Genomic DNA, 23816 nt, shown 5'->3' on the forward strand with positions numbered 1-23816 from the left:
TTGGCCCTGTCGCCGGGCTTCAGTCGTCGAGCAGGTTCGAGCCTTTGCCACGCTTGGTGGGGGTCGTTCCGGTGCTCGGATCGGTCTTGGCCGGCGCGGTCGACTTGTTGCGGTTGGCCATGAACCGGTCGAACTCGTCCTGATCCTTGGCGCGGCGCAATTCGCGGGCATACTCATCGAACTGCGTCAGCATCTCGTCGAGCTTGCGGCGCTCTTCGTTCAGACGCTCAAGCTCCTTTTCGCGCCAGTCGTCGAAAGCGACGTTGCCGGTGCGGGCGGAGCCGTTGCCCCAGCGCGCGGCCTTGTCGGAGCCACGGCGGCAGCCGGCGAAGATGCCGTCGGTCGCGCGGTTGACGTCACGCTTGAAGCCCTCGAGCCGGTCGCCCCAGATGATGTAGGCGAGCATGGCGAAGCCGAGCGGCCAGAACACCATGAAACCGATCACCATCAACGCGATGGTCGCCGGCGTCCAGGCCGGGCGGATCAATGCAGATGTGTTCATTTTCTCCCATTCCTTCGGTTGGAGACAGCCAGAACCGGCTGCGTGGAATCGAAATGGGAAGGCGAAAACGGCGATTCAAGACGATGTCCGCCAAAACCGAACAAGGGCCTGAAATGATTATTGCTTTTTGAGCATATCGAGGAAAAGCACGACCAACCCGGCGATCAGGCCCCAGAATGCGGCGCCGACACCGAACAGCGTCAGCCCGGAGGCGGTCACGACGAAGGTGACGGTTGCGGCCATGCGCTCGCCCTCGTCCTTCAGCGCGATCGCCAGCGCGTTGGCGAGCGACCCCATCAGCGCAAGTCCCGCCACCAGCACGATCAGGCTCTGCGGCAGGACGGCGAAGATCGCCACCAGCGAAGCGCCGAAAATTGCGAAGACGAGATAGGCAAGCGCGTAGAACGGCCCGGTCTTCCAGCGCTCGGCGGGATCGGGATGGACGTCAGGGCCGGTGCAGATGGCCGCCGAGATCGCGGCCAGATTGGTGGTTCCGGCACCGAATGGTGCCGACAGGAGCGAAAACAGGCCGGTGACGCCGATCAGCGGGCCAGGTTCAGGGTGGTAGCCGGCCGCCCGCAGTACCGCCAGCCCCGACAGGTTCTGCGAAGCCATGGTGACGAGGTAGAGCGGCAGCGCCAGGCCGATGATCGCCTTGGCGGTGAAATGGGGAGCGATAAACGTCAGTGTCGACAGTTCGGGCGCGGGCAGGCCGCCGACACGGCCCGTAAGGAAGGCGGCAAGGCCACCGCCAACCAGCACCGCCAGCACCGACAGCGCCGGATTGAACAGCCGGATGACGAAGAATGCCGTGATCAGCGGCAGGATGAGCCAAGGGTCCGCCGGGATGGCCTTCATGGCATTGATGGCGAAGGTGGCGACGATGCCGGCCAGCATGCCGGAGGCGACCGAAGCCGGTATTCTCGATATCAGCCGGGTCAGCGGCCCAAACAGGCCGGTAGCGACCAGCAGCACGCCCGTGACGATATAGGCGCCGACGGCCTCGCCCATCGAGAAGCCGCTCGAGGCGGCGACCAGTGCAAGGCCTGGCGTCGACCAGGCGGTGATGACAGGCATTTTCGTGCGCCATGACAGCCACAGGCACTCGACGGTCATGGCCAGGCAGATCGCCGTCACACCGCTTGCCGTCTCGACCTGCGTCGCGCCGACCGCCTTGGCGGCGGCAATGACGATGGCCAGCGTGCCGCCGAAACCGACGATGGCCGCGACGAAGGCGGAGATCGGGATGGACAGGCGCATCGTCACTGGCCTCGCCTGGCCATATCGCCGACCGCCCGCACCAGCATGTCGAGATCCTGCGGCCGCGACAGGCGGTGGTCGCCGTCAGGGATCAGCGACAGCGTGACATCGTCGGCCGGCAGCAGGCTGACCAGCCTCAAGGCATGGCTCGACGGCACGTCGGCGTCGGCCAGTCCCTGCAAGATGTGAACCGGGCAATGCGTGTCGATCGGCCCGGTCATCACCCGGTTATCGCGCCCATCCTCGATCAGGGCGCGGGTGTAGACGTAAGGCTCGGGGGAATAATCCGAGGGTTCCGCGAAGAAGCCCTTTTCGGCGAGATCGCGCTTCTGTGGCTTGGTCAGCACCGGCTCGATCAGGTCGCTGGTAAAATCCGGCGCCGGGGCCAGCAGCACCAGGCCGACGACGTTTGCGTCGCCCGCCTTGCGCAATTCCTGCACCATGCGCAGCGCGATCCAGGCGCCCATCGACGAGCCGACCAGGATCTGATCGCCTTTGGCGAAATGCCGGAAGACGGCCAGGCTTTGCGCAAGCCATTTCGAGATCGTGCCGTCGGCGAAGGCGCCACCGGATTCGCCATGACCGGAATAGTCGTGCCGCAGGAAGGCCCGGCCTTCCCGTGCCGCCCAGTCCGACAGCGTCTCGGCCTTCGTGCCCAGCATGTCCGACTTGTAGCCGCCGAGCCAGACGATGCCGGGCGTCGAGCCGGCTGAATGGCGCACCGCGATATCAGATCCGTCGACATCCAGAAAAGTTGGAGCCAGAGAGGATGGGGGCGTGGCGATCATGGTTTTTTCCTCAGGCCCGTCTTTTGGCACGCGGTCCTTGTGGCACAGCCGGAGGCGTGGCGAAAAGTACTCGCGCTGTTTCTTTGTTTGGTGCAGGCCAGCGATCAGGGTGATTTTCTGTCAATGCTGTGCTATTGACTCCGCCCGCGCGCTCACCACATTGGCGCGTCCACGTATCAAGACCGACAAATCCCGAACGAAACGGCCAAGGAGACCACGACCATTCGCAGACCTTTCAAAGCAGCGGCGCCGACCAAGGATGGGCCGCGCTCCAATCGTGACATCCGGGTTCCCCGGGTCCAGCTTATCGACGCCGACGGCCAGAATCGCGGCGATATTTCCATCAACGACGCATTGCTGCTCGCCGAAGAGGCCGGGCTCGATCTCGTCGAAATATCGCCCAACGCGGTCCCCCCCGTCGTAAAAATCCTCGATCTCGGCAAGTTGAAATACGCCAACCAGAAGAAGGCGGCCGAGGCGCGCAAGAACCAGAAGGTCATCGAGATCAAGGAGATCAAGATGCGCCCGAACATCGACAGCCATGACTACGAAACCAAGATGAAGGCGGTGCGCCGCTTCTTCGAGGAAGGCGACAAGGTCAAGCTGACGCTGCGCTTCCGCGGCCGCGAGATGGCGCATATGGAACTCGGCATGCAGCTTCTGAACAAGGTGCGCGAGGAGGTGGCGACCATCGCCAAGGTGGAAGCCGAGCCGAAGCTCGAAGGCCGCCAGATGATGATGGTGCTGGCGCCGCGCTAAGGTTTGCGGAACCCACTTGGATCACGATGACGTCAGGCCCGGACATCGCGCTCTAAATCCGCCTGAATTGTGCTACAGGGCGTCCCGGCGATCGGCGGGACGCCTTATTTCTTAGCTCAAAGCTGCGATCGCCGGCAAAGCTCTTCGACGATCGGATTCCCGCATGGCCAACGACAAGGTTTCGGACGTCAAGGACGTCAAACACGGGCTGGGCAACTACCAGCAGATGCGCCGGCTGGTGCTTGCCGTGCTCGTGGTGGTGCTGTTTCTGGCGCTGCTGTTCGGCCAGTCGACCTTCCCGCCGGACACGCCGGTGCACGAAACGATCGAGATGTTCGGCGTGCTCTTGATTTTCCTCGGCATCGTCGGGCGCCTCTGGGCGACGCTCTATATAGGCGGGCGCAAATCCTCCGAGGTGGTGACCGGCGGCCCCTACTCGATCACCCGCAACCCGCTCTACGTGTTCTCGACCGTGGCCGCCGCCGGCGTCGGCGCGCAGATCGGCTCGTTCTCCGGCATCATCCTTTTCGCGGTTCTGTGCGCCGGTGCCTTCCATATCGTCATCCTGCGCGAGGAGAAGTTCCTCAAGGAGGCGCTCGGTGCACCCTATGCCGACTATCTGGCACGCGTGCCGCGCTTCTTCCCCAAGCTTTCGCTCTACCAGGAAGGCGACACCGGCAGCTTCAGGCCGAGCCTGCTTTTGACCACACTGCTCGACGGGCTGGTGTTCCTGATCGCGCTGCCGGCTTTCGAACTGATCGACGGCGCGCAGTTGTCGGGCATGCTGCCGGTCTGGTTTAGGCTGCCCTGACCGGGGACAGTGCGTCGCACACGGTGCTGAGGGTGTTGCGCCCGCGCCATCTTTGATCTATAGCACCGCCGTTCCAAGAAAACCGCCCGGCAGGGCATGCCGTGGCGGTTTCATTTGCTTTTCGGGCTTTGGTCGGCCCGGAGCGAACAAGAAGCGCGATCGTGCGCCAACAATACGGAGTAGCAAAATGCCCAAGATGAAGACCAAATCGGCCGCCAAGAAGCGGTTCAAGATCACAGGTACGGGTAAAGTCCTGTCGGCTGCGGCCGGCAAGCGTCACGGCATGATCAAGCGTTCCAACAAGTTCATTCGAAATGCCCGCGGCACGATGGTTCTGGCTGAACCGGATGGCAAGAAGGTCATCAAGAATTTTCTGCCGAACGGCCTCTAAGGCATTCGGTCCGGACACGCATCAGTTTTACGCAATTTCGAACGGAACGCCGCCAGGCACCTGGAATTGCTTTTAAGGAGATCATGACATGGCACGCGTAAAGAGAGGCGTCACCTCGCACGCCAAGCACAAGAAGGTCCTGAAAGCCGCGAAAGGCTTCTACGGCCGCCGCAAGAACACCATCCGCATTGCCAAGCAGGCGGTGGAAAAGTCGCTGCAGTATGCTTACCGCGACCGCAAGAACCGCAAGCGCTCGTTCCGCGCGCTGTGGATCCAGCGCATCAACGCCGCGACGCACGAGCATGGCCTGACCTATGGCCGCTTCATCGACGGTTTGAACAAGGCCGGCATCGAGATCGATCGCAAGATCCTGTCCGACATGGCCATCCACGAGCCGCAGGCTTTCGCCGCCCTGGTGGCCAAGGCCAAGGTTGCTCTTGAGTACCTCAAGAACACCACTCCGAATGCTTTTGAAAGCGCTGTCGCCTAGAGCATGATGCCAAAAAGTTTCTGACTTTTTGGACAACATCATGCTCCAGGGAAATTAGCGGGGAGCGCGATCTTTTCCGAAAAGTCTGCAACTTTTCGGGATCGGGCTCCGAGCCCAGCGCTTCCCAAGCATTCGAAATTCTGATTTGGGGAACCCGCGCTGGCACGGCTGGCGCGGGTTCTTTTGTCTCTGCCTGAAATTTCACTTTTAAAGTGACTTTCACTTAAGCCGACTTCCAACGCAGCGAGTTTGATCGTGAACGACGCAACCATTGGCCTTGATGCACTCGAAAATACCCTGATGGCTGACATCGCCTCGGCCGCCGACGAGACGTCGATCGAGGCGGTGCGCGTTTCGGCGCTTGGCAAGAAGGGCTCAATCTCGGAAATGCTGAAGACGCTTGGCGCGATGAGCGCCGAGGACCGGCAGGTGAAGGGCCCGGCCATCAACGGCCTCAAGAACCGTGTCACCGAGGCGCTGACGGCCCGCAAGGCTGAACTGAGGGATGTGGCGATCGCCGCCCGTCTGGCGGCTGAGAAGGTCGACGTGACGCTGCCGGTGCGACAGTCGCCGGCCGAGCGCGGCCGCATCCATCCGATCAGCCAGGTCATCGACGAAATCGCCGCGATCTTCGGCGATCTCGGCTTCGCCATCGCCGAAGGACCCGACATCGAGACCGACTACTATAATTTCACCGCGCTGAATTTTCCGGAGGGCCACCCGGCACGCGAGATGCACGACACCTTCTTCTTCCAGCCGGACGAGAAGGGCGAGCGCAAGCTTTTGCGCACTCATACCTCGCCGGTGCAGATCCGCACCATGGAGAAGCAGAAGCCGCCGATCCGCATCGTCATTCCGGGCAAGACCTATCGCCAGGATTCCGACGCCACCCACTCGCCGATGTTCCATCAGGTCGAGGGGCTGGTGATCGATAAATCGGCCAACGTCGCCAACATGAAGTGGGTGCTGGAAGAGTTCTGCAAGGCCTTCTTCGAGGTGCCGCAGGTCAAGATGCGCTTTCGCCCCTCCTTCTTCCCGTTCACCGAGCCGAGCCTCGAGGTCGATATACAGTGCGACCGCTCCAGGCCCGGCGAAGTGCGCTTCGGCGAAGGCTCCGACTGGATGGAGATCCTGGGCTGCGGCATGGTGCACCCCAATGTGCTCAGGGCCGGCGGGCTCGATCCCGACGAGTACCAGGGCTTTGCCTGGGGCATGGGCATCGACCGCATCGCCATGCTGAAATACGGCATGCCCGACCTGCGCGCCTTCTTCGACGCGGATGTGCGCTGGCTGTCGCATTACGGCTTCCGGCCGCTCGACATGCCGACGTTGTTCGGAGGCTTGAGCGCGTGACGGCCCTGAAGACTCCTGCTGCCAGCTACCACGGAACAGCCCAATGAAATTCACCCTCTCCTGGCTCAAGGATCACCTTGAAACCGACGCCACGCTGGCCGAAATCGTCGAGCGGCTGACCTCGATCGGCCTCGAGGTCGAGCATGTCGACGACAAGGCGGGGCTGAAACCCTTCGTCATCGCCAAGGTGCTGACGGCGGTGCAGCATCCCGACGCCGACCGGCTGCGGGTGCTGACCGTCGATACCGGCGACGGCAAGCCGCCGGTGCAGGTCGTCTGCGGCGCGCCGAATGCCCGCGCCGGCCTGATCGGCGCCTTCGCCGCGCCCGGCACCTATGTGCCCGGCATCGACGTGACGCTGACGGTCGGCAAGATCCGTGGCGTCGAAAGCCATGGCATGATGTGTTCCGAGCGCGAGCTGGAACTGTCCGACGAGCACAATGGCATCATCGACCTGCCCGAGGATGCGCCGGTCGGCACCAGCTTTGCGTCCTATGCGCATCTCGACGATCCGGTCATCGAGATCAATCTGACGCCGAACCGGCCCGACGCCACCAGCGTCTACGGCATCGCCCGGGATCTGGCGGCGAGCGGGCTTGGCCGCCTCGTCGGCGGGGCGATCATGCCGCATGTCGGCAACGGCATGTGCCCGGTGAAGGTGACGATCGAAGCGCCGGAGCTTTGCCCCGGCTTCGCCCTCAGGCTGGTCAAGGATGTCAAGAACGGACCCTCGCCGAAATGGCTGCAGCAGCGGCTGATCGCCATTGGGCTGAGGCCGATCAGCGCGCTGGTCGACATCACCAATTACGTCACCTTCGACCGCGGACGGCCGCTGCATGTCTTCGATGCCGCCAAGGTCGCCGGCAACCTCGTGGTGCGCCGCGCCAAGAATGGCGAAAAGGTGCAGGCGCTCGACGGGCGCGAATACACGCTGACGCCGGAGATGTGCGTGATCGCGGACGACAATGGCGTCGAGTCCATTGCCGGCATCATGGGTGGCGAACACTCCGGCTGTGACGAGAACACGACGGACGTACTGATCGAATCCGCTCTTTGGGACCCAATCACCACGGCCCGCACCGGCCGCACGCTCGGCATCATCACCGACGCACGCTATCGCTTCGAGCGCGGTGTCGACCCTGAATTCATGGTGCCGGGCATCGAACTGGCGACCAAGCTGGTGATCGATTTCTGCGGCGGCACGCCGACCGAGGCCGAGGTGGCCGGCTATGCCGGGCATCAGCCGAAGATCGTGTCGCTCCCGCTATCGGAAGTGAAACGGCTGACCGGTATCGAGGTGCCAAGGTCGGAGAGCCTCGACATCTTGTCGCGTCTCGGCTTCCACGCGCAGGGATCGGGCGACGTCGTCGACGTGACCGTGCCGTCCTGGCGGCCCGATGTCGACGGCAAGGCCGATCTGGTCGAGGAGGTCATGCGCATCCATGGCGTCGACAACATCGCGCCGCAGCCGCTCGGCGCGCATGACGTGGTCAACGGCAAGATCCTGACGACGCTGCAGATCCGCACCCGTGCCGCCAAGCGTTCGCTTGCGGTGCGCGGCATGATGGAGGCCGTTACCTGGTCGTTCATCCCGGCCAAACACGCCGAACTGTTCGGCGGCGGCCAGACGGCGCTGAAGCTTGCCAACCCAATCGCCGCCGACATGTCCGACATGCGGCCCTCGCTGCTGCCGGGGCTGATTTCGGCCGCGCAGCGCAACGCTGACAAGGGCATCGGCGACGTGGCGCTGTTCGAGGTCTCGGGCACCTATGAGGGCGACGGCGCCGACCAGCAGCGGCGCGTCGCCGCCGGCGTGCGCCGCGGCACGGCAAAGCTCGACGGCTCCGGCCGCAACTGGGCCGGCAATTCGGGCCCGGTCGGCGTGTTCGACGCCAAGGCGGATGCGATCGCCGCACTCGAAGCCTGTGGCGCACCGGTCGACCGGCTGCAGATCGAGGCCGGCGGACCCGCCTGGTACCATCCCGGCCGTTCCGGAACGATCAAGCTTGGCCCGAAGACCGTGCTCGGCACGTTCGGCGAGTTCCATCCGAAGACGCTGGAAGGGCTCGATGTCTCGGGGCCGCTCTGCGGCTTCGAGGTGTTCGTCGATGCCGTGCCCGAGCCGAAGGCCAAGCCGACCAAGACCAAGCCCAGGCTGGACCTGTCCGCTTTCCAGGCGGTGAAGCGCGACTTCGCCTTCGTCGTCGACAAGGGAGTCGAGGCCGGCACGCTGGTACGTGCCGCGCTTGCCGCCGACAAGAAGCTGATCACGGCTGTCTCGGTCTTCGACGTGTTCGAAGGTGCGTCGCTGGGCGAAGGCAAGAAGTCGATCGCCATCGAAGTGTCGATCCAGCCGGTCGAGAAGACGTTGACAGACGAGGATTTCGAGACGCTGGCCAAGCGCATCGTCGAGAATGTCGGCAAGCAGACGGGCGGCGTGCTGCGCGGCTGAGACTTGCGGGCGGATGGCGAATCGCTTTCCAAAGGGCGATGGACCATCTGCGCTATTCTGGGCTCTCCTTCGAGAAACAGCGTACGGCTTTTCTCGACATCGTCGCGGCTGACCCGCTGCTTGCCGAAATGCTGGCGAGGGTGCGCGCGCTTGCGCTGCCGGATTGGCTGGTGGTTTCCGGCGCGCTTTACAATAGCGTCTGGAACCACCTGACCGGCAAGCCATCGGGCTACGGCATCAGGGATGTCGACCTGTTTTATTTCGACGGTTCCGACCTGTCCTACGAGGCCGAAGACGCGGTGATCCAACGGGCCGCCAGGCATTTCGAAGGACTGCCGCTGCCGGTGGAAGTGCGCAACCAGGCGCGCGTGCATCTGTGGTATCCGCAAAAGTTCGGGCAGCCGTGCCCGCGCTATACGAGTGCCAGCCAATCCGTCAGCTATTTTGCCTCGAAGACGCATGCGGTGGGGGTGCGGTTCGACGGGGACGGGCAGCTGGACCTCGTGGCGCCGTTCGGGCTCGACGACCTTTTTTCGTTTCGAATTACGCCCAGCCGGCTGATGGATAACCGGAAGACGCATGAGGAGAAGGGCGCGAGCGCGGGCGTATTGGCCGGAGATTACGGTGGTGCCGTGGTGAGCTAAAAGAGTTTCAGGTTGGCGCGAGGCACCCCCCTCTGTCACAGAGGGGGGTGCCTCGCGCCAACGCCCTTTAATTCGCTGCATAAAAGGGCGCGCCCTTTTCCACCTTCACCCATTCACCAGCGCGAGCAACTCCTCCGTATAGCGCTTGCCCATAACCTTGTCGGGCGACAGCGCATCGCCGATCGCCGCGACCTCTGCCGCGCTGAGCACGATGTCAGCCGCCGCCGTATTCTGCTCCAAATGGCGGATTTTTCGCGCACCCGGGATCGGCACGATGAAGTCGCCCTGGTGCAGCACCCAGGCCAGCGCCAGCTGCGCCGAGGTGACGCCCTTCTCCATCGCCATCCTTTCCAGCGTGGCGATCACCTTGCCATTGGCTTCCATGGCGTCGGCCTGGAAGCGCGGCAAGGTGCGGCGCCAATCGTCGTCGCTCAGGGTCTCCGGCCTCGCGATGGTGCCGGTGAGCAGGCCGCGGCCGAGCGGGCTGTAGGGCACGAAGCCAATGCCCAACTCGCGGCAGACGGCGAATGTCTCGTCTTCCGGGTCGCGGCTCCACAGCGAGTATTCGCTCTGCACTGCTGATATCGGGTGCACTGCGTGTGCCCGGCGGATGGTGGCGGCACTTGCCTCCGACAGGCCAAGCGCCCGCACCTTGCCCTCGCGCACCAGCTCGGCCATGGCGCCGACCGTATCCTCGATCGGCACGTCCGGGTCGACGCGGTGCTGGTAGTAGAGGTCGATGACATCGGTGCCGAGCCGCTTCAGTGACGCCTCGGCGACGGCCTTGACGTGCTCGGGACGGCTGTCGACACCGGCCATGCGATCCATGCCGGTGCCTTCCTCCAGGATCTTGAAGCCGAATTTGGTCGCGATCGTCACCTTATCGCGAACCGATTTCAGCGCCTTGCCCAGCAGGATCTCGTTCTCGTAGGGGCCGTAGACCTCGGCCGTGTCGAAGAAGTTGACCCCGATCTCGACGGCGCGGTGCAAGGTGGCGATCGCCTCGGCTTCCGGCTGGCCGCCATAGGCAAAGCTCATGCCCATGCAACCGAGGCCGACCGGGAAGACTTCGAGCTCAGTTCCTAGCTTGCGGGTTTTCATCACGCATCTCCTTGTTGTGATGCCTAGGAAATAACGCCTTGCAGAACGTTCGATAATCGGCTCTTCTTCGTACGGGTCGTTCCATGAAATAGATCAATGAACCGAGCACATCTCTCACAGCTCGCGGTACTGGCAACCGTTGCCCAATGCGGCAGTTTTCGCGGCGCGGCCAGGGAACTGGCGATAGCTCCCTCCGCGGTGAGCCACGCGGTCTCCAGCCTGGAGGCACGGCTTGGCGTGCGCCTTTTGGCGCGCAGCACACGCAGTGTCGCTCCGACCGAGGAAGGCGCACAATTGCTGGAGCGATTGCGGCCGGCGCTTTCCGAGATCGACCTGGCGCTGGAGACGGCCGTCGAGGCGCGCGACCGGCCCGCCGGGAACTTGCGGCTCAGCGTGCCGCGCACGTCAGCGCATCTGGTGCTGACGCCACGGCTCAGCGCCTTTGCATCGGCCTATCCCGACATCGTGCTGGAGATCATCATCGAGGATCGCTTCACCGACGTGGTGGCAGGCGGTTTCGATGCTGGTGTCAGGCTCGGCGAGAGCCTGCAGCGCGACATGATCGCGGTGCGCATCGGGCCGGACATTCGTGGCGCGGTGGTGGGCGCGCCATCCTATTTCGAGAGCAGGCCCCGGCCCCGCCACCCGCGCGATCTTGCCGAGCATCGCTGCATCCGCTTCCGCTTCTCCAGCGGCATCCTCTACCGCTGGGAATTCGAAAAGGACGGCGAGGAGGTCGAAATGGCTGTGCAAGGGCCGCTGATCCTCGACGAGGACCATCTGATCGCCCAGGCCGCGGTCGACGGCGCCGGGCTCGCCTTCGTTTTCGAGGATTATGTCCGCGCGCCGCTCGCCGATGGACGGCTGATCCGCGTGCTGGAGGACTGGTGCCCACCCTTCCAGGGATTCTTCGTCTATTACCCGAGCCGCCGCCAGATGCGGCCGGCGCTGAGGGCTTTCGTCGATTTCTTCAAGGTGGGTGGGTAGGCAACTCTCCTCCTCGTCGGCAAGGGGAAGAAAGCTGGCCGCGCCAACGTTCGCCTCGCATGCAGGCTTCAATCACCAACACCGCGACCCGCTATGGATGGGCAACCATCGTCCTCCACTGGCTGATCGGGATTATCTTCATCGGCCAGTTCATGCTCGGCTTCGTCATGGTCAGGACCCCGAGCCAACGCACGGCCTTCGAATTGATCCAGCTGCACAAATCCCTGGGCTTCCTGCTGCTGGGGCTCATCATCCTGCGTATCGCCTGGCGGCTCGGCAATGCGGCACCGCCCTTGCCGCCTTCTGTCGGCGCCCTGGAGCGCCGCTCGGCGCCGCTGGCGCATCTGGCGCTCTATGCCTTCCAGATCGCCCTGCCCCTGTCAGGCTGGGCGCTGGTGTCGGTCTCGACGCTGGAGATTCCCAGCATGCCGTTCAACCTGTTCGTCATGCCGAACCTGCCGCTCGCCGAATCCGATGCCGCCGAAAGCTTTTGGACGTCGGCACACTGGTATCTCGCCTATGCCGGCGCGGCGCTTGTCGCCCTGCATGTCGCGGCTGCCCTGCGCCACCGTTTCCTGCTTCGCGACGGGGTGCTCGCGCGTATGATCACGCCTTCGTCAGCCGGGGAATAGAAGGCGCCTTGGTCTCGTTTGTGGGGTGAGGACGCCAGAGAGCGCTTCCTCCTAACAAGGAACAACCCAATGCGTGCGCGAATCCTCGGATTGGCGGCTATCGCCGCCTGCCTTGCCATGCCTGTTTATGCGGCGGTCGTGCTCGGCGATGCCGCCGGCAGCTATACGATCAGCCAAACTGGCTCCGCGATCCGCTTCACCATCGGCAAGGCCGGCGGCGGCGGGTTCGACGGCGCCTTTGCCCGTTTCAAGGGCATGATCCGCATCGACAACAATGATGTCGGCCGCTCGAAGGTCGACCTCACCATCTATCCCGAAAGCGTCGGCACCGGCCAAGGCCGCATCGATGCGTTCCTGCGCTCCGACGCGGTGTTCGACGCGGCCAACAGTCCCGAAATCCAGTTCCGCTCGACCAGCGTGACCCGCACCGGCGACACGTCGGCCCTTGTCACCGGCAGGCTGACGGCGCGCGGCAAGACGTTTCCGGAAAAATTCACCGCCGAGCTCGACGGGTTGAAGGGCGGCACGATCAAATTCCATGTCACCGGCAAGGTGCTGCGCTCGCGCTACGGCATGGATGTCGGCACGCCGCTCTATTCCAACGTCGTCGATTTCGACATGACGCTGACCGGGAAAAGGGGCTAGCGCGCGGCTGAGGTACCTGGGTTCCTTGCCCGCTTTCACGGGCCGAGGAACCGAGCGACCTGCATTGGCTTTTCCAGCGATTTCAGGCAAACCTCCTTGCCTGCAATCGATATGGAGAAGCGTGATGTTCCGATGGGGTGTGTTGTCGACGGCCAAGATCGGCCGCGAGCAGCTGTTGCCGGCAATCGTCGAAGCGGAGAACGGCGTCCTGTCGGCGATCGCCAGCCGCGACCTGTCGAAGGCCAAGGCATTGGGCGACCGCTTTGGCGCGCGCCATGCCTTCGGCTCCTATGAGGAGTTGCTCGCTTCCAACGAGGTCGATGGCGTCTACATCCCGTTGCCGACCTCGCAGCATGTCGAATGGACTGCAAAAGCCATCGAAGCGGGCAAGCATGTGCTGGTCGAAAAGCCGCTGGCACTCGATGCCAAGGACATCGCACCCCTGATCAAGCTGCGCGACCAGAAAAAAGTGCTGGTCTGCGAAGCCTTCATGGTCATCTACCATCCGCAGTGGATCAAGGTGCGTGATCTCATCGCCGGCGGCGCCATCGGCCGGCTGCGCCATGTGCAGGGCGCGTTTTCCTACTACAATGTCGACCCCAACAACATGCGCAACAAGCTCGATCTCGGCGGCGGCGCGCTGCCCGACATCGGCGTCTACCCGACCGTGTCGACACGCTTCTCGACGGGCAAGGAGCCGCTGCGCGTACAGGCGACGATCGAGCGCGACAAGACATTCGGCACCGACATCTATTCGTCGATCCGCGCCGATTTCGGCGATTTCGAACTGTCCTTCTACCTGTCGACGCAGATGGCGGCGCGGCAGGTGATGGTGTTCCACGGCGAGAAGGGTTTCATCGAACTGTTCTCGCCCTTCAATGCCGGGCTCTACGACCATCACCGCGTCGAACTGCACAACCAGAACCACACCGAGGCGCAGGTGTTCCGCTTCCCCGGCACGCAGCAATACAGGCTCGAGGTCGAGACCTTCGCGCGGGCAGCTCTTGGCGGCAAGGAGCGCGTCTTCACGCTGGAAGAATCCGTGCTCAACCAGAAAGTCATCGACGCCATCTTCCGCGCCGGCGACACAGGCGGCTGGGAGACCGTCTGAAACCCATATTACATAGCCGGCTAATCCTGGGGAGGAAAAATGGCTGACGACGCGGATGTGATCATTGTCGGCGCCGGCCTTGCCGGACTGGTTGCCGCCGCCGAGCTTGCGGAAGCGGGCAAGAAAATCATCATCGTCGACCAGGAGCCGGAGCAATCGCTGGGCGGCCAGGCGTTCTGGTCGTTCGGCGGGCTTTTCCTCGTCGATTCACAGGAGCAGCGGCGCATGCGCATCCGCGACTCCCATGACCTGGCGCTCGAGGACTGGATGGGCACCGCCGCCTTCGACCGGCCGGAAGACCACTGGCCACGCAAATGGGCCGAGGCCTATGTCGGCTTCGCCGCCGGCGAGAAGCGCTCCTGGCTGATCGAGCGCGGCCTGAAATTCTTTCCTGTCGTCGGCTGGGCCGAGCGCGGCGGCGGCAACGCCATCGGCCATGGCAATTCGGTACCGCGCTTCCACATCACCTGGGGCACCGGTCCCGGCGTGCTCGAGCCTTTCGTGCTGCGCGTGCGCGAGGCGCAAAAGCGGGGATTGATCGACTTCAGGTTTCGTCACCGGGTCAATGCCCTGACGCGGACGGGTGCAGCCGTGACCGGCGTACAGGGCGACATCCTGCAACCGAGTCCTGTCGAGCGCGGCCACAAGAGCCCGCGCGAGGTATCAGGCGATTTCGCATTGCAAGCGCAGGCGGTGATCGTCGCCTCCGGCGGCATTGGCGCCAACCATCGGCTGGTGCGGGAAAACTGGCCCACGCGGCTGGGCAACGCGCCGCAGCGCATGATCACCGGCGTGCCGGACCACGTCGACGGCCGCATGCTGGCCATATCGGAACAGGCCGGCGGCAGGGTCATCAACCGCGACCGCATGTGGCACTATGTCGAGGGCATCAAGAACTGGGCGCCGATCTGGACAGACCATGCGATCCGCATCCTGCCCGGCCCATCCTCGCTGTGGCTCGATGCCCGGGGAAAACGCCTGCCGGTGCCACTCTATCCCGGCTTCGACACGCTGGGCACGCTTAGCCACATCATGAGCACCGGCTTCGACTATTCCTGGTTCATCCTGACGAAAAAGATCATCCAGAAGGAATTCGCGCTGTCGGGCTCGGAGCAGAACCCCGACCTGACGGGAAAAAGCTGGCGCCAGGTGCTCGGTCGCGCCACGAGCGACATCCCCGGCCCGGTCAAGGCGTTCATGGAAAAGGGCGAGGACTTCATCGTCGAGGCCAATCTTTCGAAACTGGTCGCGCGCATGAACGCGCTGGCCGGCGGCGAACCGCTGCTTGACGTCGCAAGGGTCGAACGCGAGATCCGCGCCCGCGACATGCAACTCGACAATCCTTTCTCCAAGGACATGCAGATCACCGCGCTGCGCGGCGCGCGCGCCTATCTCGGCGACCGCCTGATCCGCACGGCAAAGCCACACAAGATGCTCGACCCGGCGAACGGACCGCTGATCGCGGTGCGCCTCAACATCCTGACCCGCAAGACGCTGGGCGGCCTGCAGACCGATCTCGACAGCCGCGTGCTCGATGCCGGCGGCCAGCCGGTGCCGGGCCTATATGCGGTCGGTGAAGTGGCGGGCTTCGGCGGCGGCGGCGTGCATGGCTACGCGGCGCTCGAAGGCACATTCCTGGGCGGCTGTATCTTCTCGGGCCGCAGCGCCGGCCGGGCGGCGGCACGCTCAGTGGGGTGAGACAGCGGCGTGCTGCCGGCATTTGGCTGAGCCGCTGCCATCGACCGTGCACCCAATAAACCGCGGCTTAGGAGATTTGGCGCGCCCGAAGAGATTCGAACTCCTGACCCCCAGATTCGTAGTCTGGTGCTCTATCCAGCTGAGCTACGGGCGCGCATCAGGCCATGTTTTCGACGGCCCCGCGATCCGGTCCGAAAGACCGGCCGCGAATGTGTGCAGTTCCCTAACGACTGAATTTGCGAAAAGCAAGCCGATCCGGCAAAAGTTTTGTCGCAAGCCTGTCATGCGGCGATGCCGACGCCCATCCCGGCACTTCGAGCCGCTGTGACCGGCCTGATCCTGGCGATCGGGAACTGTTGGAGAGAGCGACGGGTCCGCAAGGTGGTAATCTTGGGGCAACGGTACGGAAGCCGTCAGGCCGGGCGGCGCAGGCTGCCACGGGCCTGGTCGAGCCGCACCGGCTGGTCGGGGATGGTGACGGCGAATGTGGTGCGCCCGCCGATCGATTCGACCAATTCCACCGTGCCGCCATGCGCCCTGATCAGTTCATGCGCGATCGCCAGGCCAAGCCCGGTGCCGCCGCTGCGCGCCGAGCCGCGGAAAGCCGCGAACAGGTTTTCGCGCGCCTTCGGCGGCAGGCCGGGGCCGGTGTCGGTGACGGCGATGCGGCTGACGCTGCCCATGCGCTCGGCCGAAACCGCCAGCCGCCGCACCACGGCGCTTTCGGTATCGGCCGCCATCGCCTGCACCGAGTTGCGGCAAAGATTGGTGAGCACCCGGAAGAGCTGGTCGGAATCGGCATCCACCTCGAAAGCCATCTCGACCGCGTTGATGAACTCGATGCCCTGCTCGATGTCGAGCAGGCCGTGCACGTCCTCGACCAGTTGGCGCAGCCTCACCCTGCGGCGCGACGGCGGCGGCTCCTGCGTGCGGCCGTAATGAAGCACGCCCTCCGAATAGGAGACGGCGCGGTCGAGCGCGCGCAGAAGCTTCGGCGCAAAGGCCTGCACGGTCGGATCCTTGACCAGGCGAAGGCGGTCCGACATCAGCTGGGCGGAGGCCAGGATGTTGCGCATGTCGTGGTTGATCTTCGACACGGCGAGACCGAGGTCGGCCAGATGCTTCTGCTCGGCCAGCATCTTTTGCAGCCGCTCCTGCATCTGCGACAGTTCGCGCTCGGCCACTCCGATCTCGTCGGAACGAGCAGCGGGGCGGATGATCCGTCCAGGGTCGTCGGGAGCTTCCGAGAAGGAGAGCATCGAGCGCGTCATGGTACGGATCGGCCCGATCATGATCAGGTCGATCGCGGCATAGACCAGCATGGCCGTGAACAGCGAGATCAGTAGCGACACGAAAGCGACGTTGCGCGAATAGATGAGCATGGCCTTGCGGAGCGAGTAGTCCGGCATGATCAGCTCGAACTCCTTGTCGCTGTCGCCGACCGGTCCGAAGACGCGCAGCATCCTGTCGCCGCCGAAAAACAGCGTATCCAGCGCGCCGGTCATGCCCTTGATCATGCCGACGCTGGCGAGATCGATGTGTTCGTCGACCTGCGGCGGCATGTCGGCCACCACCAGAAGCCGCGACACGCCGCCGTCGCGCACCGCGATCGCCTTGGCGCCGATCGCCATCAGCACGTCATTCTGGGCCGTACGCGACAGCGAGGTCGACTCGCCCTGCACCAGCACGATCGACACGGCCGCGGCCGTGCTCAGCCTCTCCTTGAGCCAGCTCAGCCGGTAACTGGCGATCCAGGGCAGGAAGATGAGCACTTCGGCCAAAAGCACGAAAACGATGGTGAGCAGCAGCAGCTTCGTCGACAGACCACGCGACAGCGGTACCGTGCGGACAGCGGCTGACGCCGGTCCGGTCCCTTCCCCTGCTTGGCTGGCTTCGTTCATGCGACTCGATCTTCACAATCACTTGATCAGCCAAGATTAGGCGATTACGGCTTTTTTGCCAATTTCTCCCTTGGTCGGAAAAATAGATGCTCCAAAACAGGTGCGTCTTTAGGGCGCCGACGCCGGATTGACTTCCAAAACCCTTCTTTCTATAAGCCCGCTCACGCTCGGGCCATTCGTCCCGGCGCGGTTTCGATCGCGCCAAAACCGGCCCGGCAAAGCTCCTGTTACAAAGTGACAGAATCAAGAAGGGCCGCACCCCGCGGTATTAAAACAAATGAAGCGTACCTACCAACCGTCCAAACTCGTCCGCAAACGCCGGCACGGCTTCCGTGCCCGCATGGCCACCAAGGGTGGCCGTGGCGTCGTCGCAGCTCGCCGCAACCGCGGCCGCAAGCGGCTCAGCGCCTAAGCGAGACGAGATCGTTGCCCGCAACCGGCAAGCCAGTGGGGCAAAATCCCGAGCGGCTTCTGAAACGCGCGGAATTCCTGGCCGTCCGTCGTGGTGAAAAGCGACGCGGACGGTTTTTCCTCGTCGAGGTCCTAGACCGCGGCGATGGCGGGGGGCCGCGCGTCGGCTACACCGTCACCAAGAAGGTCGGCAATGCCGTTGTGCGCAACCGCGTCAGGCGGCGGCTGAAAGAAGCTGTCCGCGTCCATGCCGCAGATGACATGGTGCCCGGCAATGATTATGTCATCGTCGGGCGCGATGATGCGCTGCGCGCCCCTTTCGGCCAGTTGAAGGCCGAACTCTCCCGCCGACTTCGCGGAACACGATAGGCCAAGGGCTCTCGATGGAAAACAACCGGAACTTCTTCATCACCATCGCCCTGTCGGTGCTGATCCTGGCGGTATGGCAGTACTTCTACGTGCTGCCGCGCAGCGAGGCGCAGCGCGAGGCCGCCAAGATCGAGCAGCAGCGCGTCGAGGAACAGAAGAAGGCGGCCGATGCGGCCAATCCGGGCGCATCGACACCGGCCCCAGGCACGACCACCCCAGGCGCGACCGCCCCGGGCGCCATTCCCAACGCTCCGGGCGGTGACGTGGTTACCGTGGCCGGCCGCGATCAGGCGCTGGCGGCATCCAAGCGCGTCAAGATCGACACGCCGAGCCTCGAGGGCTCGATCAATCTGACCGGCGCGCGGCTCGACGACCTCAAGCTCAAGCACTACACCGAGACCGTCGACAAGAATTCGCCCGAGATCGAGCTGCTCAACCCGCAGGCGCTGCCCACCGGCTATTTCGCCGAGATCGGCTTTGTCGGCAACGACAAGACCGGCGCGGTGCCGGGTGCCGAAACGGTGTGGAGCGTGGACGGCAATCCGACGCTGACCCCGTCGACGCCGGTGACGCTCACCTACACCAATGACAAGGGCCTGACCTTCAAGCGCACCTTCTCCGTCGACGCAAACTACATGTTCACGGTGTCGGACACGGTGCAGAATTCCGGCTCGAGCGCGGTTTCGCTGTTCAACTATGGCCGCGTCACGCGCTACGACAAGCCGGCCGTCGCCAGCACCTATGTGCTGCATGAAGGCCTCATCGGCTTCACCGGCACGGAAGGCCTGCAGGAGCACAAATACGCGTCGGTCGAGAAGGACAAGCAGTACCAGCCCGGCAAGTCGACCGACGGCTGGCTCGGCATCACCGACAAATATTGGGCCGTCACGTTGGTGCCGACCGAAAAGCAGCCGTTCCAGCCGCGCTATGCCTATTTCGAGGATGGCCGCCACCGTTACCAGTCCGACTTCCTGACCGACCCGATCAATATCGAGGCCGGCCAGTCGGCGACCGTCGAGACCGAAATCTTCGCCGGCGCCAAGGAAGTCGGCAAGATCAACGCCTATGCCGAAGACCGCCATATCAAGCGGTTCGACCTTTTGATCGACTGGGGCTGGTTCCACTTCATCACCAAGCCGATGTTCTGGCTGATCGACACGCTCTACAAGTTCCTCGGCAATTTCGGCCTGGCGATCCTGGCCACCACCGTCATCGTGAAGGCCATTTTCTTCCCGCTCGCCAACAAGTCCTATGCGTCGATGGCGAACATGAAGAAGGTGCAGCCCAAGATGCTCGAGATCCGCGAGAAATACGCGGACGACAAGATGAAGCAGCAGCAGGCGATGATGGAGCTGTACAAGACCGAGAAGATCAATCCGCTCGCCGGGTGCTGGCCGGTGGCGCTGCAGATCCCGGTCTTCTTCTCCCTGTACAAGGTGCTCTACATCACCATCGAGATGCGGCACGCGCCGTTCTTCGGCTGGATCCAGGATCTGGCCGCGCCCGATCCGACCTCGATCTTCAATTTGTTCGGGCTGGTTCCGGTCACGCTGCCGCATATGCTGATGATCGGTGTGTGGCCGCTGATCATGGGCGTCACCATGTTCCTGCAGATGCGCATGAACCCGACGCCGCCGGACCCGACGCAGGCTGCGATCTTCACCTGGATGCCGGTCATCTTCACCTTCATGATGGCGGGCTTCCCGGCCGGTCTCGTCATCTACTGGGCCTGGAACAACACGCTGTCGATCCTGCAGCAGGGCGTGATCATGAAGCGCCAGGGCGCCAAGATCGAGCTGTGGGACAATCTGGTGGCGCTGTTCCGCAAGAAACCGTCACCGGCGGAATAGCCGGCGCCTCTTTGGCAAGAGAGCCCGCCCCAGCGACTGAGCCATAAAGTTGGACGGTCTCGGCAAGCAAACAGATTTGACGGCTGGGTCCTGTGTTCTACAGGGCCCAGCCTTTTAGTTTCAGCGATGCGGTGGTCCGGCACGCGATAAAACAGGCACCGAGTCGGCAATTCCTGGTCTCCGTCATTGCCGGCAAATCAGCCGGCCCTCGCCGCTGCCGGATTGTTCCGCATGGAACTTATCCTGCGTTCAAGAGTTCGCGCAAAAGGCTTCCTAAGCTCCCGCGTGGAAAGGATCAGGTCGGCGCGCCCATCCAAATTCAAGGCAGTGCAGTAGATCGACCTCATCACATGCTACTTGCAGAGAGGCATTCCGATGAGCAGCAACATTCACCCAAAGACGGCCAAGCCCACCAACAAGGATTTGAAGCAGAATCCCGGAATCGGCGCCTCCAGGGGCACGATCAAGGGAGGCAATCTTCTCGACGAGGACGAGGAACTGGACGGCGAGAACACTTTCAAGGGAGATGTCGATAACGACACCACGCCGCAAGGCGGCGTCAATCCCCGACAGACCGGGCGAACCAACCAATAAGCCTGCGCGATCGGCGTGGGCTGCCGAGGAAGACCGGATGGTCCGAGCCCGGGAGCCGGGAGAGCGAATGGCACCGAAAACGACTTCGCTCTCAAGATGACATCACGTCGATCCGATCAATCGCCTGATTGGAGGCTCTCATGCTGGATTTCGAGCACGCCAGGCATCGGATGGTGGAGGCGCACATCGCGCGCCGTGGAGTGCATGACAGGCGGGTTCTGAATGCGGTACGCCGGGTTGCGCGAGAGCAATTCGTCGACGAGGGTTTCGAGGAATTCGCCTATGAGGACAGCCCGCTGCCGATCGGCAGCGGACAGACGATCTCGCAACCCTTCATCGTGGCGAAAATGGCGGAGATCGCCGAGATCGAGGCGACCGATCGCGTGCTGGAAATCGGCACCGGCTCGGGCTACGCGGCGGCCGTGCTGGCCGAACTTGCTGAACACGTCTTCACCATAGAGCGGCATCGATCGCTCGCGCAGCAGGCGGAGCGGCGGCTCAATGCCGCCGGTTACCGAAATATCGAGGTCAGGATCGGCGACGGCACAAAAGGCTGGCAGGAAAAGGCACCCTTTGACGCCATCGTCGTCGCGGCCGCCGGAACGTCCATCCCCCTCGGCTTGCAGGAGCAGTTGGAGATCGGCGGCAGGCTGATCATCCCGGTCGGTGAAGACCTCTACTCCCAGCGGCTCGTTCGCGTCACGCGGATCGCTGCAAACAAGTTCGAGGAGGAGGACCTCGGTGGTGTCATGTTCGTGCCGCTGATCGGCGAGCATGGCTGGCACGACGAAAACGCATCGGTGCGCGAGGCGCGCGCTCCTCCATTGCCGCAGCAAATTGGGCGGGCGGCCGAAGATTTGCCGCAGATCGACGATCCGGCCTTCGGCGCAATGTTCGATCGGTTCGGCAGCCGGCGCGTCGTTCTGCTCGGGGAGGCGAGCCACGGCACTTCGGAGTTTTATCGTGCCCGTGCGGCTGTCACCCGACGCCTACTCCAGCGACACGGCTTCACCATCGTGGCCGTCGAGGCGGATTGGCCGGATGCGGCGCAGATCAACCGGTATGTTCGCGGAGGGGAGCGGCGGTCGGATGCGCAGCCGCTCTTCCAGCGCTTCCCGACCTGGATGTGGCGCAACGCCGAGGTGTCCGAATTCATCGGCTGGCTGCGTGAATACAACCGGGATGTGCCCGGTCATGCGCGGAAAGCAGGCTTCTATGGGCTCGATCTCTACAATATGAGCGGCTCGATCGCCACGGTGCTTGCCTATCTGGACAAGGTCGATCCCGAAGCGGCCGCCGTCGCACGCGAGCGCTATGGGTGTCTGATGCCCTGGCAGAACGAGCCCAGCACCTACGGACGCGCGGCGCTGCGGCCGGGCTACAGAACCTGCGAAGAGGCCGTTGTGCGACAGTGCATGGATCTGTTCGAGCGATCCATGATGGAGGGCGACGGCGATCTCCTCGACGCCAAGCAGAGTGCACGTCTGGTCGCATCGGCCGAGCGCTACTACCGCGTGATGTATTATGGTGGCGCCGAGACCTGGAACCTCCGCGATCGGCACATGTTCGAAACGCTCGATCAACTTCTCGAAGCGCATGGGCCGAAGTCGAAGGCCGTGGTGTGGGCGCATAACTCGCATATCGGGGACGCGCGGCATACCGACATGGGCACTGTCCGTGACGAGTTGAACATCGGCCAGCTCTGCCGGGAGCGCTTCGGTGCCCAGACGGCGCTGATCGGCTTCGGGACGGATACCGGTACCGTCGCCTGTGCCTCGGATTGGGACCGTGAGATGGAGGTAAAGGACGTAAATCCGTCGCTGCCGGGCAGCTTCGAGCGGCTGTGTCACGAGAGCGGCAAACCGTCGTTCCTGCTGGATTTTGAGCGCCATGGCGAGCTCGGCGCCGACCTGGCGGCGCCGAGGCCGGAACGCTATATCGGCGTCATCTACAGGCCGGAGACTGAACGGCTCAGCCATTACATGGACTCGTCCGTCTCCCGCCAGTTCGACGCCTTCGTCTGGTTCGATCGAACGTCCGCGGTCACGCCGCTCAGCAAGCCGGCCGGCAGCATCGGCAAGGTACCGGATACATTTCCCTTCGGTATCTGAATGTCCGGGACTCACTTCCAGCGCCTGACGGGTCGGCCTGTCCGCAATCGCGCGGCCCGTCGAAAAAGCCCGGTTCGTCCAGGTATTTCTTTGAGCAGGGCTCCGTTCACGTTCCCGTGATCGGCGAAACTGCGAGCACTCGCGCGGCGTGACTGCCTGTGCGTTTCCAAAGGCTATCAATTCCGATCAGCCCTCACCCGGAGGAAGACCACATGCGCTTGCCCACATTCAGGACCATCGCCGTATCAGCCCTTGTCGCCGGCATGGCGATTGCCGCCCCAGCCCACGCCAAGAACCCGAATGTCGGCGGCGCGCCGATGTACGCCACCAAGAACATCGTGCAGAACGCGGTCAAGTCGAAGGATCACACGACGCTGGTCGCCGCCGTCAAGGCCGCCGGCCTGGTCGACACGTTGCAAAGCGCGGGTCCGTTCACCGTGTTTGCCCCGACCAACGAGGCTTTCGCGGCACTGCCGGACGGCACCGTCGATACGCTGCTCAAGCCCGAGAACAAGGACAAGCTCACCAAGGTGCTGACCGCACATGTCGTGGCTGGCAAGATTTCAGGCGCCGAGATGATGAAGAAGGCCAAGGCGATGGGCGGTAAATACGAGATGAAGACCGTCTCGGGCGACACGCTCACCGCCGAGATCAAGAAAGGCAAGCTCTACATCATGGACGAGTCCGGCGGCGAGGCGAAGGTGACGATCGCAGACGTCAACCAGTCGAACGGCGTCATTCACGTCGTCAACAAGGTGCTGTTGCCGAAGTAACGGCTTCCGGCGAAAGGGGGCGTTGGCAGGCCGTTGGGGCTTTCTCGGTCCGCCATCCCCGCCCCGTGACGAGGTGCCATGTTTCTTGGGAAGCCGTATCGGCGAGGCCGGGGTCCTGTCGTCCCTCACAGGACCCCGGTTTCTTTTTGCGTCCTGTGAGGGCGAATGGGCGTCAGCGGCGCT

The 23816-nt window shown here is 63.5% G+C and carries 22 protein-coding genes, 1 tRNA gene and 1 pseudogene; 18 read left to right on the forward strand and 6 right to left on the reverse strand.

Annotated features, from left to right (window positions below; translation table 11 throughout):
- Positions 1–19 precede the first annotated feature (19 nt).
- The 3 genes from FJ943_RS00190 to FJ943_RS00200 all read right to left on the reverse strand — a co-directional run bounded on the left by FJ943_RS00190 (position 20) and on the right by FJ943_RS00200 (position 2550).
- Positions 20–502, reverse strand: a complete 483-nt coding sequence (locus tag FJ943_RS00190) for a DUF2852 domain-containing protein (protein WP_127873324.1) — start codon at positions 500–502, stop codon at positions 20–22.
- 117 nt (positions 503–619) lie between these two features.
- Positions 620–1762, reverse strand: coding sequence for a benzoate/H(+) symporter BenE family transporter (locus tag FJ943_RS00195; RefSeq protein WP_140720329.1), 1143 nt, complete (start codon positions 1760–1762; stop codon positions 620–622).
- A gap of 2 nt (positions 1763–1764) precedes the next feature.
- Entirely contained in the window at positions 1765–2550 is a 786-nt protein-coding gene (locus FJ943_RS00200; protein WP_140719148.1) for an alpha/beta hydrolase, read from the reverse strand.
- 222 nt (positions 2551–2772) lie between these two features.
- Here FJ943_RS00200 and infC point away from each other — a divergent pair, with 222 nt between their 5' ends.
- From infC to FJ943_RS00235, 7 genes and pseudogenes are all read left to right on the forward strand, one after another.
- Entirely contained in the window at positions 2773–3309 is a 537-nt protein-coding gene (gene infC, locus FJ943_RS00205) for a translation initiation factor IF-3 (RefSeq protein ID WP_023772325.1), read from the forward strand.
- A gap of 163 nt (positions 3310–3472) precedes the next feature.
- On the forward strand, positions 3473–4120 hold the full coding sequence (locus FJ943_RS00210; protein ID WP_140660118.1) for an isoprenylcysteine carboxylmethyltransferase family protein: 648 nt from the start codon (positions 3473–3475) through the stop codon (positions 4118–4120).
- Positions 4121–4307: 187 nt separating this feature from the next.
- On the forward strand, positions 4308–4511 hold the full coding sequence (rpmI, locus tag FJ943_RS00215) for a 50S ribosomal protein L35 (RefSeq protein WP_006201248.1): 204 nt from the start codon (positions 4308–4310) through the stop codon (positions 4509–4511).
- An 88-nt stretch (positions 4512–4599) separates the two neighbouring features.
- Positions 4600–5001 carry a 50S ribosomal protein L20 gene (gene rplT, locus FJ943_RS00220; protein WP_006201247.1) on the forward strand — a complete coding sequence of 134 codons (402 nt, stop codon included), beginning with the start codon at positions 4600–4602 and terminating at the stop codon, positions 4999–5001.
- Positions 5002–5301: 300 nt separating this feature from the next.
- On the forward strand, positions 5302–6354 hold the full coding sequence (gene pheS / locus FJ943_RS00225; RefSeq protein ID WP_224525363.1) for a phenylalanine--tRNA ligase subunit alpha: 1053 nt from the start codon (positions 5302–5304) through the stop codon (positions 6352–6354).
- A 43-nt stretch (positions 6355–6397) separates the two neighbouring features.
- Positions 6398–8806 (forward strand): phenylalanine--tRNA ligase subunit beta, encoded by a 2409-nt coding sequence (gene pheT / locus FJ943_RS00230; protein ID WP_140719150.1) that lies wholly within the window; start codon positions 6398–6400, stop codon positions 8804–8806.
- 38 nt (positions 8807–8844) lie between these two features.
- Positions 8845–9445 (forward strand): annotated as a pseudogene (locus tag FJ943_RS00235) (nucleotidyltransferase family protein).
- Positions 9446–9555: 110 nt separating this feature from the next.
- Here FJ943_RS00235 and FJ943_RS00240 read toward each other — a convergent pair.
- Entirely contained in the window at positions 9556–10551 is a 996-nt protein-coding gene (locus FJ943_RS00240) for an aldo/keto reductase (RefSeq protein WP_140719152.1), read from the reverse strand.
- A gap of 96 nt (positions 10552–10647) precedes the next feature.
- Here FJ943_RS00240 and FJ943_RS00245 point away from each other — a divergent pair, with 96 nt between their 5' ends.
- The 5 genes from FJ943_RS00245 (at position 10648) to FJ943_RS00265 (ending at position 15624) form a co-directional block, all read left to right on the forward strand.
- Entirely contained in the window at positions 10648–11538 is an 891-nt protein-coding gene (locus tag FJ943_RS00245) for a LysR family transcriptional regulator (protein WP_140719154.1), read from the forward strand.
- 59 nt (positions 11539–11597) lie between these two features.
- Positions 11598–12170, forward strand: coding sequence for a cytochrome b (locus FJ943_RS00250; protein ID WP_140615164.1), 573 nt, complete (start codon positions 11598–11600; stop codon positions 12168–12170).
- Between the two features lie 69 nt (positions 12171–12239).
- Positions 12240–12815, forward strand: coding sequence for a YceI family protein (locus FJ943_RS00255; protein ID WP_140719156.1), 576 nt, complete (start codon positions 12240–12242; stop codon positions 12813–12815).
- A gap of 124 nt (positions 12816–12939) precedes the next feature.
- Positions 12940–13926, forward strand: a complete 987-nt coding sequence (locus FJ943_RS00260) for a Gfo/Idh/MocA family oxidoreductase (protein WP_140719158.1) — start codon at positions 12940–12942, stop codon at positions 13924–13926.
- Positions 13927–13965: 39 nt separating this feature from the next.
- A complete protein-coding gene (locus FJ943_RS00265; RefSeq protein ID WP_140719160.1) occupies positions 13966–15624 on the forward strand; it encodes an FAD-binding dehydrogenase in 1659 nt (552 codons plus the stop codon).
- Between the two features lie 77 nt (positions 15625–15701).
- Here the strand turns inward: FJ943_RS00265 and FJ943_RS00270 are convergent.
- Both FJ943_RS00270 and FJ943_RS00275 read right to left on the reverse strand, forming a co-directional pair.
- Positions 15702–15778, reverse strand: a tRNA-Arg gene (locus tag FJ943_RS00270).
- A gap of 259 nt (positions 15779–16037) precedes the next feature.
- The gene (locus FJ943_RS00275) at positions 16038–17525 is read right to left on the reverse strand and encodes a HAMP domain-containing sensor histidine kinase (RefSeq protein WP_140660125.1); all 1488 of its coding nucleotides are present in this window, start codon (positions 17523–17525) and stop codon (positions 16038–16040) included.
- 277 nt (positions 17526–17802) lie between these two features.
- Here FJ943_RS00275 and rpmH point away from each other — a divergent pair, with 277 nt between their 5' ends.
- The 6 genes from rpmH to FJ943_RS00305 all read left to right on the forward strand — a co-directional run bounded on the left by rpmH (position 17803) and on the right by FJ943_RS00305 (position 23633).
- Positions 17803–17937 carry a 50S ribosomal protein L34 gene (gene rpmH, locus FJ943_RS00280; protein ID WP_008833937.1) on the forward strand — a complete coding sequence of 45 codons (135 nt, stop codon included), beginning with the start codon at positions 17803–17805 and terminating at the stop codon, positions 17935–17937.
- 14 nt (positions 17938–17951) lie between these two features.
- Positions 17952–18305: a ribonuclease P protein component gene (gene rnpA, locus FJ943_RS00285; protein ID WP_140660126.1), complete on the forward strand. Its 354-nt coding sequence runs from the start codon at positions 17952–17954 to the stop codon at positions 18303–18305.
- Between the two features lie 14 nt (positions 18306–18319).
- Positions 18320–20155, forward strand: coding sequence for a membrane protein insertase YidC (gene yidC / locus FJ943_RS00290; RefSeq protein WP_140719162.1), 1836 nt, complete (start codon positions 18320–18322; stop codon positions 20153–20155).
- Positions 20156–20530: 375 nt separating this feature from the next.
- Positions 20531–20749: a hypothetical protein gene (locus tag FJ943_RS00295; protein WP_015314392.1), complete on the forward strand. Its 219-nt coding sequence runs from the start codon at positions 20531–20533 to the stop codon at positions 20747–20749.
- Positions 20750–20889: 140 nt separating this feature from the next.
- Complete coding sequence (locus tag FJ943_RS00300; RefSeq protein ID WP_140719164.1) at positions 20890–22860, forward strand: protein-L-isoaspartate(D-aspartate) O-methyltransferase; 1971 nt, start codon at positions 20890–20892, stop codon at positions 22858–22860.
- Positions 22861–23072: 212 nt separating this feature from the next.
- Complete coding sequence (locus tag FJ943_RS00305; RefSeq protein ID WP_015314394.1) at positions 23073–23633, forward strand: fasciclin domain-containing protein; 561 nt, start codon at positions 23073–23075, stop codon at positions 23631–23633.
- Positions 23634–23816 lie beyond the last annotated feature (183 nt).

Source organism: Mesorhizobium sp. B2-3-10 (assembly GCF_006442275.1).
GTDB classification, from domain to species: Bacteria; Pseudomonadota; Alphaproteobacteria; order Rhizobiales; family Rhizobiaceae; genus Mesorhizobium; species Mesorhizobium australicum.

What these genes read in the sequence shown, in the direction of transcription:
- FJ943_RS00250 (WP_140615164.1), top strand. Translation starts at nt 11,598, where the DNA reads ATGCAGGCTTCAATCACCAACACCGCGACCCGCTATGGATGGGCAACC.
- FJ943_RS00240 (WP_140719152.1), bottom strand. Translation starts at nt 10,551, where the DNA reads ATGAAAACCCGCAAGCTAGGAACTGAGCTCGAAGTCTTCCCGGTCGGC.
- rpmI (WP_006201248.1), top strand. Translation starts at nt 4,308, where the DNA reads ATGCCCAAGATGAAGACCAAATCGGCCGCCAAGAAGCGGTTCAAGATC.
- FJ943_RS00275 (WP_140660125.1), bottom strand. Translation starts at nt 17,525, where the DNA reads ATGAACGAAGCCAGCCAAGCAGGGGAAGGGACCGGACCGGCGTCAGCC.
- FJ943_RS00210 (WP_140660118.1), top strand. Translation starts at nt 3,473, where the DNA reads ATGGCCAACGACAAGGTTTCGGACGTCAAGGACGTCAAACACGGGCTG.
- FJ943_RS00255 (WP_140719156.1), top strand. Translation starts at nt 12,240, where the DNA reads ATGCGTGCGCGAATCCTCGGATTGGCGGCTATCGCCGCCTGCCTTGCC.
- rpmH (WP_008833937.1), top strand. Translation starts at nt 17,803, where the DNA reads ATGAAGCGTACCTACCAACCGTCCAAACTCGTCCGCAAACGCCGGCAC.
- FJ943_RS00195 (WP_140720329.1), bottom strand. Translation starts at nt 1,762, where the DNA reads ATGCGCCTGTCCATCCCGATCTCCGCCTTCGTCGCGGCCATCGTCGGT.
- FJ943_RS00265 (WP_140719160.1), top strand. Translation starts at nt 13,966, where the DNA reads ATGGCTGACGACGCGGATGTGATCATTGTCGGCGCCGGCCTTGCCGGA.
- FJ943_RS00200 (WP_140719148.1), bottom strand. Translation starts at nt 2,550, where the DNA reads ATGATCGCCACGCCCCCATCCTCTCTGGCTCCAACTTTTCTGGATGTC.
- FJ943_RS00305 (WP_015314394.1), top strand. Translation starts at nt 23,073, where the DNA reads ATGCGCTTGCCCACATTCAGGACCATCGCCGTATCAGCCCTTGTCGCC.
- FJ943_RS00245 (WP_140719154.1), top strand. Translation starts at nt 10,648, where the DNA reads ATGAACCGAGCACATCTCTCACAGCTCGCGGTACTGGCAACCGTTGCC.
- pheS (WP_224525363.1), top strand. Translation starts at nt 5,302, where the DNA reads ATGGCTGACATCGCCTCGGCCGCCGACGAGACGTCGATCGAGGCGGTG.
- FJ943_RS00300 (WP_140719164.1), top strand. Translation starts at nt 20,890, where the DNA reads ATGCTGGATTTCGAGCACGCCAGGCATCGGATGGTGGAGGCGCACATC.
- pheT (WP_140719150.1), top strand. Translation starts at nt 6,398, where the DNA reads ATGAAATTCACCCTCTCCTGGCTCAAGGATCACCTTGAAACCGACGCC.
- yidC (WP_140719162.1), top strand. Translation starts at nt 18,320, where the DNA reads ATGGAAAACAACCGGAACTTCTTCATCACCATCGCCCTGTCGGTGCTG.
- FJ943_RS00295 (WP_015314392.1), top strand. Translation starts at nt 20,531, where the DNA reads ATGAGCAGCAACATTCACCCAAAGACGGCCAAGCCCACCAACAAGGAT.
- FJ943_RS00190 (WP_127873324.1), bottom strand. Translation starts at nt 502, where the DNA reads ATGAACACATCTGCATTGATCCGCCCGGCCTGGACGCCGGCGACCATC.
- FJ943_RS00260 (WP_140719158.1), top strand. Translation starts at nt 12,940, where the DNA reads ATGTTCCGATGGGGTGTGTTGTCGACGGCCAAGATCGGCCGCGAGCAG.
- rplT (WP_006201247.1), top strand. Translation starts at nt 4,600, where the DNA reads ATGGCACGCGTAAAGAGAGGCGTCACCTCGCACGCCAAGCACAAGAAG.